The organism is Kitasatospora sp. NPDC023118, assembly GCF_055560875.1.
Window position 1 is genome coordinate 30,607 of the sequence record NZ_JBVHHW010000002.1, and the last position, 15,566, is coordinate 46,172.

General features: G+C 72.5%; 13 protein-coding genes. 9 read left to right on the forward strand and 4 right to left on the reverse strand.

Annotated elements, in window-relative coordinates:
* Positions 1 to 90: 90 nt before the first annotated feature.
* Together ACZ3UD_RS02560 and ACZ3UD_RS02565 are read left to right on the forward strand one after the other, a co-directional pair.
* Positions 91 to 825: a hypothetical protein gene (locus ACZ3UD_RS02560; RefSeq protein WP_465581458.1), complete on the forward strand. Its 735-nt coding sequence runs from the start codon at positions 91 to 93 to the stop codon at positions 823 to 825.
* A 236-nt stretch (positions 826 to 1,061) separates the two neighbouring features.
* Positions 1,062 to 2,837 (forward strand): acetyl/propionyl/methylcrotonyl-CoA carboxylase subunit alpha, encoded by a 1,776-nt coding sequence (locus ACZ3UD_RS02565; protein WP_465581460.1) that lies wholly within the window; start codon positions 1,062 to 1,064, stop codon positions 2,835 to 2,837.
* A gap of 129 nt (positions 2,838 to 2,966) precedes the next feature.
* Here ACZ3UD_RS02565 and ACZ3UD_RS02570 read toward each other — a convergent pair whose 3' ends face one another.
* On the reverse strand, positions 2,967 to 3,959 hold the full coding sequence (locus tag ACZ3UD_RS02570; RefSeq protein WP_465581462.1) for a DeoR/GlpR family DNA-binding transcription regulator: 993 nt from the start codon (positions 3,957 to 3,959) through the stop codon (positions 2,967 to 2,969).
* Between the two features lie 200 nt (positions 3,960 to 4,159).
* The gene (locus tag ACZ3UD_RS02575; RefSeq protein WP_465581464.1) at positions 4,160 to 5,608 is read right to left on the reverse strand and encodes an NAD(P)H-quinone dehydrogenase; all 1,449 of its coding nucleotides are present in this window, start codon (positions 5,606 to 5,608) and stop codon (positions 4,160 to 4,162) included.
* 97 nt (positions 5,609 to 5,705) lie between these two features.
* On the opposite strand from ACZ3UD_RS02575, the gene ACZ3UD_RS02580 reads away from it, so the two are divergent.
* From ACZ3UD_RS02580 to ACZ3UD_RS02590, 3 genes are all read left to right on the forward strand, one after another.
* On the forward strand, positions 5,706 to 6,143 hold the full coding sequence (locus ACZ3UD_RS02580) for a gamma-glutamylcyclotransferase family protein (protein ID WP_465581466.1): 438 nt from the start codon (positions 5,706 to 5,708) through the stop codon (positions 6,141 to 6,143).
* A gap of 149 nt (positions 6,144 to 6,292) precedes the next feature.
* Entirely contained in the window at positions 6,293 to 7,114 is an 822-nt protein-coding gene (locus ACZ3UD_RS02585; protein WP_465581468.1) for a purine-nucleoside phosphorylase, read from the forward strand.
* Positions 7,115 to 7,278: 164 nt separating this feature from the next.
* The gene (locus ACZ3UD_RS02590; RefSeq protein ID WP_465581470.1) at positions 7,279 to 8,997 is read left to right on the forward strand and encodes a phospho-sugar mutase; all 1,719 of its coding nucleotides are present in this window, start codon (positions 7,279 to 7,281) and stop codon (positions 8,995 to 8,997) included.
* Positions 8,998 to 9,074: 77 nt separating this feature from the next.
* On the opposite strand, the gene ACZ3UD_RS02595 is transcribed toward ACZ3UD_RS02590, so the two are convergent.
* Entirely contained in the window at positions 9,075 to 9,749 is a 675-nt protein-coding gene (locus tag ACZ3UD_RS02595; protein WP_465581472.1) for a PH domain-containing protein, read from the reverse strand.
* Positions 9,750 to 9,849: 100 nt separating this feature from the next.
* Here ACZ3UD_RS02595 and deoC point away from each other — a divergent pair, with 100 nt between their 5' ends.
* The 4 genes from deoC to ACZ3UD_RS02615 all read left to right on the forward strand — a co-directional run bounded on the left by deoC (position 9,850) and on the right by ACZ3UD_RS02615 (position 14,117).
* Positions 9,850 to 10,872, forward strand: a complete 1,023-nt coding sequence (gene deoC, locus ACZ3UD_RS02600; RefSeq protein ID WP_465581474.1) for a deoxyribose-phosphate aldolase — start codon at positions 9,850 to 9,852, stop codon at positions 10,870 to 10,872.
* A 5-nt stretch (positions 10,873 to 10,877) separates the two neighbouring features.
* On the forward strand, positions 10,878 to 12,353 hold the full coding sequence (locus tag ACZ3UD_RS02605; RefSeq protein WP_465581476.1) for an aldehyde dehydrogenase family protein: 1,476 nt from the start codon (positions 10,878 to 10,880) through the stop codon (positions 12,351 to 12,353).
* A complete protein-coding gene (locus ACZ3UD_RS02610) occupies positions 12,346 to 13,266 on the forward strand; it encodes an aldehyde dehydrogenase family protein (protein ID WP_465581478.1) in 921 nt (306 codons plus the stop codon). Before ACZ3UD_RS02605 ends, ACZ3UD_RS02610 begins: the two co-directional genes overlap by 8 nt.
* Positions 13,267 to 13,478: 212 nt before the next feature.
* Positions 13,479 to 14,117, forward strand: a complete 639-nt coding sequence (locus ACZ3UD_RS02615; protein WP_465581479.1) for an ATP-binding protein — start codon at positions 13,479 to 13,481, stop codon at positions 14,115 to 14,117.
* 254 nt (positions 14,118 to 14,371) lie between these two features.
* Here ACZ3UD_RS02615 and ACZ3UD_RS02620 read toward each other — a convergent pair whose 3' ends face one another.
* A complete protein-coding gene (locus tag ACZ3UD_RS02620; RefSeq protein ID WP_465581481.1) occupies positions 14,372 to 15,349 on the reverse strand; it encodes a SigE family RNA polymerase sigma factor in 978 nt (325 codons plus the stop codon).
* Between the last annotated feature and the right edge of the window lie 217 nt (positions 15,350 to 15,566).

The window sequence follows — 15,566 nt, forward strand, 5'->3', positions numbered from 1 at the left end:
CCGGGGCTGATCCGTGGACCAAGCAACCTGCCGCCCCCGGCAGGTGCGCCTCTAAGCTGAGCGGCGTTCGAACGGGGAGGGAACGCGGCGATGACCGACAGCGTGCTCAACGTGGTGCTCGGCCTGGTGGCCAGCGCCATCAGCGCCGGCCTGGGCTGGCTGGCCCAGGCCCTGCGGCGGCGCCGAAAGGTCGAACGGGTGCGGGGCTTCCTCGGGCTGCCGTCCGGCAGCGAGTGCCTGATCGTGGTGCCCCGCAGCATCGGGACGGGTTCGCACGCGCACACCGTGACCCGCCGGGACGCCTACGCGCTGATGTGGCTGGCCGGGCTGGTCGAGGAGTGCGGCGCCCGGCCCGAACTGGTCGCCCACGACGCGGCGCACCGCGGCCTGGGCGCCAAGACCGAGCTGTGCCTGGGCGGTCCCGTCAGCAACGACCGGATGGCCGCCCACCTGGCCTGGGGCCTGCCGGGGGTGCTGGTCACCTCCGGTCCCGGTCCGGGCAGCAACGTGCTCGTGGTGGGCGAGCGCGACTTCCGTGCCGACCAGGACCAGGCGCACACCCTGCTGGCCCGGATCGCCACCCCGGACGACGGCCGGCCGGTGTTCCTGATCTCCGGCCAGACCGGCACCGCCAACCAGGCCGGGGTGCGCTACCTGGTGTCCCACCACCGCGAACTCGCCCGCAAGTACGGCCAGAACGGAACGTTCGCGCTCGTCCTGCGGGTGGTCAACCCGGAGGCGTACGGGCCGGACATGGTGGAGCTCGTCGCCGACGTGACGGCCGAGGCGCTGCGGCGCCCCGCCGCCGCCTCGACCACGGCTTAAGCGGGCTGCGGGAAGGTGTGTCCCATGACACCGTCCCGCCACGCCGCCCCCCGGTCACCCACCGTCGACCGCCTCGGTCCCACCGCACCGGTCTCGACCTGCGAGGTCGCCGCAAGGACGGTGTCCAGGGCCGGAATTCCCATCACCGAGCGTGTGGGATAGTTCACAACCTGGGGCTACTCGCCGGTACTGCCCAGGAATCCATAAACTCAACGAGGTTCAAGAAGGGAGCCACAGTGCGCAAGGTGCTCATCGCCAACCGCGGGGAAATCGCCGTCCGCATCGCCCGGGCCTGCTCGGACGCCGGTATCGCCAGCGTCGCCGTCTACGCCGAGCCGGACCGGGATGCGCTGCACGTCCGCGCGGCCGACGAGGCTTACGCGCTGGGCGGTGACACCCCCGGCACCAGTTACCTCGACATCGCCAAGGTCCTCAAGGCCGCCGAGGACGCCGGCGCCGACGCCGTCCACCCCGGCTACGGGTTCCTGTCGGAGAACGCCGACTTCGCCCAGGCCGTCATCGACGCGGGTCTGACCTGGATCGGCCCGCCGCCGCAGGCCATCCGCGACCTCGGTGACAAGGTCACCGCCCGTCACGTCGCCCAGCGCGCCGGCGCCCCGCTGGTGGCCGGCACCCCGGACCCGGTCTCGGGTGCGGACGAGGTCGTCGCGTTCGCGCAGGAGCACGGCCTGCCGGTCGCCATCAAGGCGGCGTTCGGCGGCGGCGGCCGCGGCCTCAAGGTCGCCCGCACGCTGGAGGAGATCCCGGAGCTGTACGAGTCCGCGGTGCGCGAGGCGGTCGCCGCCTTCGGCCGCGGCGAGTGCTTCGTCGAGCGCTACCTGGACAACCCGCGGCACGTGGAGACCCAGTGCCTCGCGGACAAGCACGGCAACGTGGTGGTCGTCTCCACCCGTGACTGCTCGCTGCAGCGCCGGCACCAGAAGCTGGTCGAGGAGGCGCCCGCGCCGTTCCTGACCCCGGAGCAGAACGCCGAGCTGTACCGCGCGTCGAAGGCCATCCTGAAGGAGGCCGGCTACGAGGGCGCCGGGACCTGCGAGTTCCTGGTGGCGATGGACGGCACGATCTCCTTCCTGGAGGTCAACACCCGTCTGCAGGTGGAGCACCCGGTCACCGAGGAGGTCACCGGGATCGACCTGGTCCGCGAGATGTTCCGGATCGCCGACGGCGAGGAGCTCGGCTACGGCGACCCGGAGGTGCGCGGCCACTCCTTCGAGTTCCGCATCAACGGCGAGGACCCGGGCCGCAACTTCCTGCCCGCGCCCGGCACCGTGACGCTGTTCGCCCCGCCGTCCGGCCCGGGCGTGCGCCTGGACTCCGGTGTGGAGACCGGCTCGGTCATCGGCCCGGCCTGGGACTCGCTGCTGGCCAAGCTGATCGTCTCCGGCCGTGACCGCAAGCAGGCCCTGGAGCGGGCCAAGCGCGCGCTGAACGAGTTCAAGGTGGAGGGCATGGCCACCGCCATCCCGTTCCACCAGGCGGTCGTCACCGACCCGGCGTTCGCGCCCGAGGTGCACGGCAGCGACGAGCCGTTCACGGTCTACACCCGCTGGATCGAGACCGAGTTCAACAACACCATCCCGGCGTTCGCGGGCTCGGCCGGCGAGGCCGAGGAGGCCGAGACCCGGGAGACCGTGGTCGTCGAGGTCGGCGGCAAGCGGATCGAGGTCTCGCTGCCGTCCTCGCTGGGCGTCTCGGCGGCACCGGCGGCCGGTGCGGCGGGTGCCGCCAAGGCCAAGCGCCGGGTGGGCGCCAAGAAGGCCGGCTCGGCCGTCAGCGGTGACACCCTGGCCTCGCCGATGCAGGGCACCATCGTCAAGGTCGCCGTCGAGGAGGGCCAGGTCGTCGCCGAGGGCGAGCTGATCGTGGTCCTGGAGGCGATGAAGATGGAGCAGCCGCTGAACGCCCACAAGTCGGGCACCATCGTCGGCCTCAAGGCCGAGGTGGGCGCGAGCGTCAGCAGCGGCGCCGCGCTCTGCGAGATCAAGGACTGACCGAGGCCGTAGCGGTTCGGGCCCCGGCGGAATCGGGGGCCGACCCGCGGTCGTCAATCCTTCGACCGGTCCGTACGCCCTTCGGGGGGTGCGGACCGGTCGTGTTTCCCGGTCGTACGGGCGACGGCCTCAGCGCCCCCGCGGCAGGCCCAGCTCGGCCAGCCGGACCGGCATCCCGCCCGGGCCGACCGGCCCGCCGTGCGCCCCGGGGCGGCGCTGGCCGGGCAGCGGGGCGCCGCCGGGGCCCTGGGCGGGGCGGCGGCCCATCGGGCCGGGCTGGGTCTGGTGGACCGGGCCGCTGCCCGTGCCGTGCACGGGGGCGTCGCCACCGGGGGCCGCGCAGAGCGGCGCCAGGTCGATCTGCACCCCGCAGTCGGCCAGCGCGTCCAGCTCGCGGACGGTGGCGTCGTCGGCGGTGGCCTGCTCGTCGGTGACGAGCCGGGTGATGGTCTCGGTGGCCACGGTCTGGAACATGCCGGCCGCGCCGAGCTTGGTGTGGTCGGCGAGGACGATGACCTCGGCGGCCGCCAGCACCATTGCCCGGTCCACGCTCGCGGACAGCATGTTCGCGGTCGACAGCCCGCGCTCGGCGGTCAGCCCGCTGCCGGAGATGAAGGCCTTGGTGACCCGCAGCCCCTGCAGCGACTGCTCGGCGCCGCTGCCCACCAGCGCGTAGTTGGAGCCGCGCAGGGTGCCACCGGTCATCACCACCTCGACCCGGTTGGCGTGCGCCAGCGCCTGGGCGACCAGCAGCGAGTTGGTGACCACCGTCAGGCCGGGCACCCTGGCCAGCCGGCGGGCCAGCTCCTGGGTGGTGGTGCCGGCGCCGACCACCACCGCGTCGCCCTCCTCCACCAGCCCGGCGGCGAGGTCCGCGATGGCGCTCTTCTCCGCCGCGGACAGGTGGGTCTTCTGCGGGTAGCCGGGTTCGCGGCTGAAGCCGCCGGGGAGCACCGCGCCGCCGTGCCGGCGGTCGAGGAGCCCTTCTGCCTCCAGCGCCCGCACGTCGCGGCGCACGGTCACTTCGGAGGTCTGGACGACGCGGGCCAACTCCCGGAGCGAGACGGCTCCGTTGGCGCGCACCATTTCGAGGATCAACTGGCGACGTTCTGCTGCAAACACAGAACCGACGGTAACCTGAGTGACCGTCTGCTTTCAGGCGTTTGCAGCTAGTAGCGGGAATTGCTCGCGCACGAGCGGCGCGTGACCGTACAATGCGCGCCGTCAATAGCCCGGGACCGCGCCCGCCGTCCGGGTGACGATCACCCATGCGCGAAGGGCGGCCGCCGATCGGCAGCCGCCCTCAACTTCACGCCTTGAGCTCAGGATTCGCCGTCGGCCCGCTTGCGGATGTGCAGCTGCCGCGCGGCTTCGGCGGTCGAGCCGGAGACCGACGGGTAGACGGTGAAGGCGCTGGCCACCTGTTCGACGGTCAGATTGGCGTCCACCGCGAGCGAGATCGAGTGGATCAGCTCGCTGGCCCGCGGGGCGACGACCACGCCGCCGACCACGATGCCGGTGCCCGGGCGGCAGAACAGCTTCACGAAGCCGTCCCGGATGCCCTGCATCTTCGCCCGTGGGTTGCCGCGCAGCGGGAGCTTGACCACGACGGCGTCCATCTTGCCGCACTCCACGTCGGCGGCGGTGTAGCCGACGGTGGCGATCTCCGGGTCGGTGAAGACGTTGGAGGCCACGGTCTTGAGGTTCAGCGGCTGCACCGCGTCGCCGAGCGCGTGGTACATCGCGATCCGGCCCTGCATGGCCGCCACCGAGGCGAGCATGAAGACGCCGGTGCAGTCGCCCGCCGCGTACACGCCCGGGGCGCTGGTGCGGGAGACCCGGTCGACCTGGATCTGGCCCCAGTCGTTGAGCTTGACCCCGGCCTCCTCCAGGCCCATGCCGGCCGTGTTGGGGATCGAGCCGACCGCCATCAGGCAGTGGGTGCCCTCGATCACCTTGCCGTTGGAGAGGGTCACCTCGACCCGGTCGCCGATGCGCTTGGCGCTCTCGGCGCGCGAGCGGCTCATCACGTTCATGCCGCGGCGCCGGAAGACGTCCTCCAGCACCTCGGCGGCGTCCGGGTCCTCGCCCGGCAGCACCCGGTCGCGGCTGGACACCAGCGTGACCTTGGAGCCGATCGCCTGGTAGGCGCCGGCGAACTCGGCGCCGGTCACACCGGAGCCGACCACGATCAGCTCGCGGGGCAGCTCCTCCAGGTCATACACCTGGGTCCAGGTGAGGATCCGCTCGCCGTCCGGCTGGGCGTCCGGCAGCTCGCGCGGGTGGGCGCCGGTGGCGATCAGCACGGCGTCGGCGCGCAGCGACTGGACGCTGCCGTCGGGCCCGTCCACCAGCACCTCGCGGGAGCCGTCCACGGCCTGCCCACCGGCACCCAGCCGGCCGCGGCCGCGCAGCACGGTGACCCCGGCGCGGGTGACGGACTGGGTGATGTCGTGGGACTGCGCGATCGCCAGGCGCTTCACACGGCGGTTGACCTTGCCCAGGTCCACGCCGACGACCTTGCTCTCCTGGGAGTCGCCGTCCCGGGCGACCGTGATGCCCAGCTCCTCGTACGAGCTGTCGAAGGTGGTCATCACCTCCGCGGTCGCGATCAGGGTCTTCGACGGTACGCAGTCGGTGAGCACCGCCGATCCGCCCAGACCGTCGCGGTCGACGACGGTCACCTCCGCGCCGAGCTGAGCGGCCACCAGCGCCGCCTCGTAGCCGCCGGGTCCGCCACCGATGATCACGATCCGAGTCACGCTCACCATTGTCCCGCACGCCGAGAGTGCCGCCACAACGGGGTCCGGGCTCCGTGCGGACGCACAACCGCCCGCCGCGTGCGCCGACCGGGCTACGCTGGCCCCCATGCCCCTTTACGCCGCGTATGCCACCAACCTCGATGCCCGGCAGATGACCCGCCGAGCCCCGCACTCCCCGCTGCGCGGCACGGGGTGGCTGGACGGCTGGCGGCTCACCTTCGGCGGCGAGCAGCTCGGCTGGGAGGGCTCGCTGGCCACCGTCGTCGAGGACGAGAAGCACCAGGTCTTCGTCTCGCTCTACGACATCGCGCCGATGGACGAGGAGGGCCTGGACCGCTGGGAGGGCGTCCAGCTCGGCATCTACCGCAAGACCAAGCTGCGCGCGCAGACCCTGGACGGCGACATCCAGGTCTGGACGTACGTGCTCAACGACTACGAGGGCGGCCTGCCCGCGGCCCGCTACCTCGGCCTGATCGCCGACGCCGCGGAGAGCGCCGGCGCCCCGCACGACTACGTGATGGACCTGCGCCACCGGCCCTGCTGAACACGCGCTTCCTTCTTTCTGTACGTATCAACGACCCGGTCGCCCGAAAAGCGCCACCGAGCTGTGTTTTCGGGTCAGCCGGGTAACGATCCGGCACGCCGCACCAGATTTTCTACGCGCGTAGCCGAAAGCCGTCTATCCTCGGACCCGTGAACGCTTCTCCTCAGTCGGTCGTCTCCGCCGACCCCTACGCCGCCGCCCAGGCCGCCGCCGAGCGCCTGCGCGAGCTGACCGGTGCCGAGCGGCACGACGTCGCCCTGGTGATGGGCTCCGGCTGGGTGCCGGCCGCCGACGCCCTGGGCGAGACCGTGGCCGAGTTCCCGGTCACCGAACTCCCGGGCTTCCCCGCCCCCGCCGTGGCCGGCCACGCCGGCAAGATCCGCTCGGTGAAGATCGGCGACAAGCGCGCCCTGATCTTCCTCGGCCGCAACCACTACTACGAGGGCCACGGCGTGGCCACCGTCGTCCACGGCGTGCGCACCGCCGCCGCGGCCGGCTGCGGCATCATCGTGCTGACCAACGGCTGTGGCGGCCTGCGCGAGGGCTGGGTGCCCGGCCAGCCGGTCCTGATCCGCGACCACATCAACCTGACCGCGGACTCCCCGATCGTCGGCGCCAACTTCGTCGACCTCACCGACCTGTACTCCAAGCGCCTGCGCGCGCTGTGCCACGAGGTCGACCCGAGCCTGGACGAGGCCGTCTACGTCCAGTTCCGCGGCCCGCACTACGAGACCCCGGCCGAGGTCAACATGGCCCGGGTGATCGGCGGCGAGCTGGTCGGCATGTCCACCACCCTGGAGGCCATCGCCGCCCGCGAGGCCGGCTCCGAGGTGCTCGGCATCTCCCTGGTCACCAACCTGGCCGCCGGCATGACCGGCGAGCCGCTCAACCACGAAGAGGTGCTGGAGGCCGGCAAGGCCTCCGCCGAGCGCATGGGCGAGCTGCTGGCGAAGGTCCTGGAGCGGATCTGACGCCTCCCGGGCGCAGAATCATGAGTGACGGGGCCCACGGGCGGCGTGATCCGCTGATCACGCCTTCCCGCGGGCCCCGTCCGCATGTGCACACCTCATCCCTTCTTGTTGCGCGGAACCCTCCGGCCGACATCCCGACGCACTTCCCGATGGAGACAGGCAACATGACGCAGGCACCCACCACCGACCTCCTCGCCCGGGCCCGCACCTGGCTGGCCGAGGACCCCGACCCGCAGACCCGCGAGGAGCTGACCGCCCTGCTGGCCCGGGCCGAGGCACCGGAGGGCGAGGAGGACGGCAAGCTCGCCTGGGCCGAGCTCGCCGAGCGCTTCGCCGACCGCCTCCAGTTCGGCACCGCCGGCCTGCGCGGCGAACTCGGCGCCGGCCCCATGCGGATGAACCGCGCCGTGGTGATCCGGGCCGCCGCCGGCCTGGTCGCGTACGTCAAGAAGGAGAACCTGGGCGACCTGGTCGTCATCGGCTACGACGCCCGGCACAAGTCCTACGACTTCGCCCGCGACACCGCCGCCGTGGTGGTCGCGGCCGGCCTGCGCGCCGCGCTGCTGCCGCGCCCGCTGCCGACCCCGGTGCTCGCCTTCGCCGTCCGCCACCTGGGCGCGGCCGCCGGTGTGACCGTCACCGCCAGCCACAACCCGCCGCAGGACAACGGCTACAAGGTCTACCTGGGCGACGGCTCGCAGATCGTCCCGCCGGCCGACGCCGGCATCGCCGCCGAGATCGACGCGATCGGCTCGCTGGACGACGTCCCGCGCGCCGAGGAGGGCTGGGAGGTGCTCGGCGAGGACGTCATCGAGGCCTACCTGGCCCGGGCCGTCTCCATCGTCGACGAGCACAGCCCGCGCGAGCTGGACGTGGTCTACACCCCGATGCACGGCGTCGGCCGCGACACCCTGGTCGCCGCCTTCCGCCGGGCCGGCTTCCCGGCGCCCACCGTGGTCGCCGAGCAGGCCGAGCCCGACCCGGACTTCCCGACCGTGGCCTTCCCCAACCCGGAGGAGCCGGGGGCGATGGACCTCGCCTTCCGCACCGCCGCCGCGGTCGGCCCGGACATCGTGATCGCCAACGACCCGGACGCGGACCGCTGCGCGGTGGCCGTCCCCACCAACGCCAACGCGGCCGGCAGCGGCAACGGCACCTCCGGCTGGCGGATGCTGCGCGGCGACGAGGTCGGCGCGCTGCTCGGCTCCGCCCTGGTCGCGAAGAAGGCCGAGGGCACCTTCGCCACCACCATCGTCTCCGCCACCCTGCTCGGCCGGATCGCCGAGGCCGCGGGCCTGGACTACGCCGAGACGCTGACCGGCTTCAAGTGGATCTCCCGCGCCGAGGGCCTGCGCTACGGCTACGAGGAGGCGCTCGGCTACTGCGTCGACCCGCAGGGCGTCCGGGACAAGGACGGCATCACCGCCGCCCTGCTGGTCGCCGAGCTCGCCGCGACCCTCAAGAAGTCCGGCCGCACCCTGACCGACCTGCTGGACGACCTGGCGCTGGAGCACGGCCTGCACGCCACCGACCAGCTCTCCGTCCGGGTCCGGGACCTCTCGCTGATCGCCGACGCGATGCGCCGCCTGCGCGAGCAGCCCCCGACCGCCCTGGCCGGCCTGACCGTCACCCGCGCCGACGACCTCTCGGCCGGCTCCGCCGACCTGCCCCCCACCGACGGCCTGCGCTACTACCTCGCCGGCGAGTCCGTACGCTCCGCCCGCATCGTGGTCCGCCCCTCCGGCACCGAGCCCAAGCTCAAGTGCTACCTGGAGGTCGTCCTCCCGGTCGCCACCGCCGCCGACCTCGCCCCCACCCGCACCCGGGCCGCCGAGCTCCTCGCCGCCATCAAGCACGACCTCGCCCAGGCCGCGGGCATCTGACCCACCCCGTACGAGAAAGGGCCCGCCGGTGCGGCGGGCCCTTTCGTACGTGTCGGTTTCGTACGTGTCGGTCGCGGTCAGACCGTGATCACCGTGATCAGGGCGACGAGGCCGACCAGGGTGGGGGCGATGACCCACCAGCACCAGCGGACGACGAGGGGGCCGGCGGCTTCGGGGCGGGTGGCGTTGCGTTCGGCCATCTCCTGGAGGACGTCGGTGATCTGGTCGGACCAGGCGCGGGTGGGGTCCGGGGAGCCCTGGACGACCGGGTTGGTCTGGCGGCCGAAGACCATGCCCATCCGGGAGGCGTGCTCGGCGGCGCCGCGGGTCTGGGCGCGGGTGGCGCGCTTGCGCTGGCGCAGGGAGACCGGGACGGCCCATACCTGGTACTTCTTGCCGCCGGCGAGGAGCTCGACCGAGTAGCCCGCGCGCAGGGCGTCCACCGAGGCCCAGGGGGCGGTGATGGTCCGCCACGGGTTGCGGACGAGCAGGCGGCTGTTGTTGGCCCGCACCGCCGGGCGCAGGGTGTAGGCGATCACCGGGAGGGCGAACACCGGTACGGCCGCGAGGGCGACGTACGGGGTCTTCCCGGTGCCGGTCACCACGGCGTCGCCGATCAGCCAGGCGGCGACGGCCAGCAGGAACACGCCGGAGATGACGCCGGGGACGGAGCGGTACACGCGGTCCGCGTACTCGGGCTCCCCGTCGGGGGCGGCCGAGCCCTGGTGGGGCTTGCCGTCGGAATCGGTCATGGCGTCGATTCTGCCCCATGCCCCTCACCTACAGGTCTCGGTCCGGCCACGAATGGCAGGCACCCTAGCGGTCGACTACGCGCGTAGATATGCTGGTCTGGTGACTATGTCCACTGTTGCAGCCAATGCCCTCCCCCAGCCTGGCGGCCGGGAGGTACCCCCAGGCGTTGCGGGCAGCGGCCTCGCGGACGTTGCGGCGTCCGAGGCCTCGCTCCGCCGCTTTCTGCACGGCCTGCCCGGCGTCGACCAGGTCGGCCTGGAGGCGCGTGCCGCCGCCCTCGGCACCCGCTCGATCAAGTCCACGGCGAAGGCCAATGCCATCGACCTGGCGATCTCCATGATCGACCTGACCACGCTGGAGGGCGCGGACACGGTCGGCAAGGTGCGCGCCCTGTGCGCGAAGGGCAGGACCCCCGACCCGACCGACCCGACCACCCCGCGCGTCGCCGCCATCTGTGTCTATCCCGACATGGTCGCCACCGCGAAGGACGCCCTGCGCGGCACCGACATCCAGGTCGCCTCCGTGGCCACCGCCTTCCCGGCCGGCCGCGCCGCCCTCCCGGTCAAGCTCGCCGACACCGCCGACGCGGTGGCCGCGGGCGCCGACGAGATCGACATGGTGATCGACCGCGGTGCCTTCCTCTCCGGCCGCTACCTCGACGTCTTCAACGAGATCGTCGCCGTCAAGGAGGCGTGCAAGCGCGCCGACGGCAGCTACGCCCACCTCAAGGTGATCTTCGAGACCGGCGAGCTGCAGACCTACGACAACGTGCGCCGCGTCTCCTGGCTGGCGATGCTGGCCGGCGCCGACTTCATCAAGACCTCCACCGGCAAGGTCGCCGTCAACGCGACCCCGCCGGTCACCCTGCTGATGCTGGAGGCGGTCCGCGACTTCCGCGCGCAGACCGGCGTCCAGGTCGGCGTGAAGCCCGCCGGTGGCATCAAGACCACCAAGGACGCCATGAAGTACCTGGTGATGGTCAACGAGACCCTCGGCGACGACTGGCTGACCCCGCACTGGTTCCGCTTCGGCGCCTCCAGCCTGCTCAACGACCTGCTGATGCAGCGCCAGAAGCTCACCACCGGACGCTACTCCGGCCCCGACTACGTGACGGTGGACTGATCACCATGGCCAAGAAGAAGAACATCGAGGAGCCCGTGCGCAAGACCGGCCTCTTCGAGTACGCCCCGGCCCCCGAGTCCCCCGCCGCCGCGGGTGACATCGCCACCTCCTACGGCCACTTCATCGGCGGCGAGTTCGTCGACTCCTCCGGCAGCGAGGCCCTGAAGACGGTCAACCCGGCCACCGAGCAGGTGCTCGCCGAGTTCGCCCAGGGCACCGACGAGGACGTGGACCGCGCCGTCGCCGCCGCCCGCAAGGCCTTCGCCGACTGGTCGGCGCTGCCCGGCAGCGAGCGCGCCAAGTACCTGTTCCGGATCGCCCGGATCATCCAGGAGCGCAGCCGCGAGCTGGCCGTGCTGGAGTCGATCGACAACGGCAAGCCGATCCGCGAGACCCGTGACGTCGACCTGCCGCTGGTCGCCGCGCACTTCTTCTACTACGCCGGCTGGGCGGACAAGCTGGACTACGCCGGCTTCGGCCCGAATCCGAAGCCGCTGGGCGTGGCCGGCCAGGTCATCCCGTGGAACTTCCCGCTGCTGATGCTGGCGTGGAAGGTCGCGCCCGCGCTGGCGACCGGCAACACGGTCGTCCTGAAGCCGGCCGAGACCACCCCGCTGACGGCCCTGCGCTTCGCCGAGATCTGCCGCCAGGCCGGTCTGCCGAAGGGCGTCGTCAACATCGTCACCGGTGACGGCCGCACCGGCGCCGCGCTGACCGCCCACCCGGACGTCAACAAGGTCGCCTTCACCGGCTCCACCCCGGTCGGCCGGGCGATCGCCAAGCAGCTGGCCGGCACCCGCAAGAAGCTGTCGCTGGAGCTGGGCGGCAAGGCCGCCAACATCGTCTTCGACGACGCGCCGCTCGACCAGGCGGTCGAGGGCATCGTCAACGGCATCTTCTTCAACCAGGGCCACGTCTGCTGCGCGGGTTCGCGCCTGCTGGTCCAGGAGTCGATCCAGGACGAGCTGCTGGACGCCCTGAAGCGCCGGATGGGCACCCTGCGGGTCGGCGACCCGCTGGACAAGAACACCGACATCGGCGCCATCAACTCGGCCGAGCAGCTGGCCCGGATCACCGCGCTGACCGAGGCCGGCGAGGCCGAGGGCGCCGAGCGCTGGTCGCCGTCCTGCGAGCTGCCGGGCACCGGTTTCTGGTTCAAGCCGACCCTGTTCACCGGCGTCAGCCAGGCCCACCGGATCGCCCAGGAGGAGATCTTCGGCCCGGTGCTGTCGGTGCTGACCTTCCGCACCCCCGAAGAGGCGGTCGCGAAGGCCAACAACACCCCGTACGGCCTCTCCGCCGGCATCTGGACGGAGAAGGGCTCGCGCATCCTCTGGATGGCCAACAAGCTCAAGGCCGGTGTGGTCTGGGCCAACACCTTCAACAAGTTCGACCCGACCTCGCCGTTCGGCGGCTACAAGGAGTCGGGTTACGGCCGCGAGGGTGGCCGCCACGGTCTGGAGGCCTACCTCGATGTCTGATGTCGCGACGCGTCTTGACGCCCCTGCACGGATTCAGGTCAGCAAGACCTACAAGCTGTACGTCGGCGGGAAGTTCCCGCGCTCCGAGAGCGGGCGGGTGTACGAGGTGACCGACTCCAAGGGCGAGTGGCTCGCCAACGCCCCGCTGGGCACCCGCAAGGACACCCGCGACGCCGTCCTGGCCGCCCGCGCGGCGGTCAAGGGCTGGGCCGGCACCACCGCGTACAACCGCGGCCAGGTGCTGTACCGGGTGGCCGAGATGCTGCAGGGCCGGCGCGAGCAGTTCGCCGCCGAGGTGGCCGTCTCCGAGGGCATCGGCCCGAAGAAGGCCGCCGCGCTGGTGGACGCCGCGATCGACCGCTGGGTCTGGTACGCGGGCTGGACGGACAAGGTCGCCCAGATCGCGGGCGGCGCCAACCCGGTGGCCGGGCCGTACTTCAACCTCTCCACCCCGGAGCCGACCGGCGTGGTCGGGATCGTCGCGCCGCAGGCCGGGTACGGGCACTCGCTGCTCGGCCTGGTCTCGGTGATCGCCCCGGCGATCGCCACCGGCAACACGGTCGTGGTCGCGGCCGCCGCGGACGCCCCGCTGCCCGCGCTGTCGCTGGGCGAGGTGCTGGCCACCTCGGACGTCCCGGGCGGCGTGGTCAACATCATCTCGGGCCGGACCGCGGACATCGCCCCGACGCTGGCCTCGCACCAGGACGTCAACGCGCTGGACCTCACCGGCGCCATCGCCGCCGAGGGCCCCGGCGCGGCGCCCGCCCTGGAGGCCGCCGCCGCGGATACCCTGAAGCGGGTGGTCCGTCCGGAGCTGGACCCGTTCGCCCAGGACTGGACGAATACGCCCGGTACGGACCGGCTACTCTCGTTCCTGGAGACGAAGACGGTCTGGCACCCGATGGGGATCTGACCCTCCGTCGACACTTCGTCACAACTCCACAGACTGGCCGTCCCCAGTGCCCTCTCCCCCCCAGGGCCCGGACGGTCATTGGACGGACCCGCACCTCTCCCCCCCCTGGTGCGGGTCCGTCGGTGTTCCGGCGGCTTACGTCCCGCCCGGAGCCGGAAGTTCTGCGCACACCGGTTTCGGCAACCGGCCCGGATGCGTCAGACTGGTGTCCCGTGAGTGACTCCCCCATGAATCCCGCCCCGCCGGCCCATGCCCGGGTGATCCTGCTCTCCGGGCCCTCCGGATCGGGGAAGTCCTCGCTCGCCGATCGCAGCGGTCTGCCGGTGCTCCAGCTGGACGACTTCTACAAGGACGGGGACGACCCGACCCTGCCCCGGCTGCCGGACGGCGCCGTGGACTGGGACTCCCCGCTCGCCTGGCACCGCGACCAGGCCGTCGCCGCGATCCGCGCGCTGCACGGGCACGGTCGCGCGGACGTGCCGGTGTACTCGATCCCGGACAACGGCCGGATCGACACCCGCACCCTGGACCTGGGCGGCGCGGCCGCGTTCATCGCGGAGGGCATCTTCGCCGCCGAGATCGTCGCGCAGTGCGCCGCCGAGGGCCTGCTCGGCGACGCCCTGTGCCTGCGCAACGGCGCGCTCACCACGGCCTGGCGCCGACTGCGCCGGGACGTCCGCGAGGGCCGCAAGTCGCTGCCGGTGCTGCTGCGCCGGGGCTACCGGCTGATGCGGGCCGAGCGCTCCATCGTCGGGCGGCAGGTCTCGCTGGGCTCGTATCCGTGCGCAGGGGCGGAGGCCGCGCGGCGGGTCCGCGCCGCGGCCGGGAGGCGGGAGCTCTCGGCGGTCTGAGCCGCCGGACCGGCCGCCCGGAGCGGCCGCCCCGAGCAGTCCCCGCAGCGGCCCCTGGGGCGACCCCCTGGCGGCGGCCCGGGAGCGTGGAGCCCCGGCCCCCTGAAGCGAAAAGGACGACGGGCCCGGTGCGTCTCCCCCGCACCGGGCCCGTCGCCTTCCCCGAACGGCTCTCGGCTCCCCACGGGCGCCGCTCCCCCCGAGTCGGCGTCCCCGAACCGCAACCGTCCGCTACCCGTCCCCCGACGGGAGTCCTACGCAACCAGCTCGCCGAACGCCCGGACGGTGTCGCCCGACTTGTTCAGGTGCTCGTCGTCGCGCAGCCGGCGCAGGGCGCGCCAGATGCTGCTCTTGACCGTGCCGACGCTGATCCCCAGCACGTCGGCGATCTCCGGGTCGGTCTTGCCCTCGTAGTACCGCAGCACCAGCATGGTCCGCTGGTTCTCCGGCAGCTTCGCCAGCGCCTGCCAGAGCACGGTGCGCAGCTCGGTGCCGCCCATCGCGTCGGTGTCGCCGGCCGTCTCCGGCAGCTCCTCGGTCGGGTACTCGTTGACCTTGCGGCGCCGCCAGGCGGAGATGTGCAGGTTGGTCATGGTGCGGCGGAGGTACCCGCCGACCGCGGCCTTGTCGGTGATCCGGCCCCAGGCCCGGTAGGTGCTGAAGAGCGCGCTCTGCAGCAGGTCCTCGGCCTCGTAGCGGTCACCGGTGAGGTGGTACGCCGTGGCGTACAGGGAGGCGCGGCGCTCGCGCACGTACGCGGTGAACTCCGTGATGTGGTCCTCCGCGACGGCCGGGTGCTCCCCCTGCGCGTCTCCCTGTCCCGCCTCGGTGGTGCGGGCCGGTGCGGGGTTCAGCCGCAGCAGCGTCGCACCGGCGGCCTCGCGGCCGGCCGGCTCCCCCGAACCGACCGTCCGCAGGCCGTTGTTCCCCCCGGTCCCCCCCAGGGCGTCCTTGCCCTCGACGCGGACGGGGAGGATCCCCCGCAGCGTGAGGGTGTTGGCGGAGTCGACTGCACTCCCCAGTCGGCCGATTCCGTACAGCTCCCCCGTCCTGCCGCCGCCGCTCACCCGGCGTGCGACAGGGTTTCCACCGGTGCTGTGCGCGCACCCCCGTACGGTCACGGCACCGGAGTTCTCGTCGGTCCTGATCTCGTACCGGGTCCGATGGGTGGTCGCTGAGGAACGCGCGGTGCGGAGAGCCGGGTTGGTCCGGGTCTGAAGCGTGGCGTTCATCGTGCGCCCCCTTGGTCGGTACGAGCGGTTCCTGTTGCCGCCCTCCAGCCGGCCCTTGCGGCCCGCTGTCCTGCGGCGACATGGAAAATCCTGCCCGGCGGTTGTGATGGCGCTGTCCGCCGACTGTCACAGGGGTGTCACAGGGGCAGGCCTTTCGTCCCGGTCCGCCTCCCTCCGTACCGGACGCCGGTAGCAGCCCTTCCGGTTCCCATACGAT

Bases quoted from the DNA above. Each gene is read 5' to 3' on its own strand.
- ACZ3UD_RS02560 (WP_465581458.1), top strand. From the start codon at position 91: ATGACCGACAGCGTGCTCAACGTGGTGCTCGGCCTGGTGGCCAGCGCC.
- ACZ3UD_RS02575 (WP_465581464.1), bottom strand. From the start codon at position 5,608: ATGGTGAGCGTGACTCGGATCGTGATCATCGGTGGCGGACCCGGCGGC.
- ACZ3UD_RS02580 (WP_465581466.1), top strand. From the start codon at position 5,706: ATGCCCCTTTACGCCGCGTATGCCACCAACCTCGATGCCCGGCAGATG.
- ACZ3UD_RS02590 (WP_465581470.1), top strand. From the start codon at position 7,279: ATGACGCAGGCACCCACCACCGACCTCCTCGCCCGGGCCCGCACCTGG.
- ACZ3UD_RS02595 (WP_465581472.1), bottom strand. From the start codon at position 9,749: ATGACCGATTCCGACGGCAAGCCCCACCAGGGCTCGGCCGCCCCCGAC.
- ACZ3UD_RS02605 (WP_465581476.1), top strand. From the start codon at position 10,878: ATGGCCAAGAAGAAGAACATCGAGGAGCCCGTGCGCAAGACCGGCCTC.
- ACZ3UD_RS02610 (WP_465581478.1), top strand. From the start codon at position 12,346: ATGTCTGATGTCGCGACGCGTCTTGACGCCCCTGCACGGATTCAGGTC.
- ACZ3UD_RS02620 (WP_465581481.1), bottom strand. From the start codon at position 15,349: ATGAACGCCACGCTTCAGACCCGGACCAACCCGGCTCTCCGCACCGCG.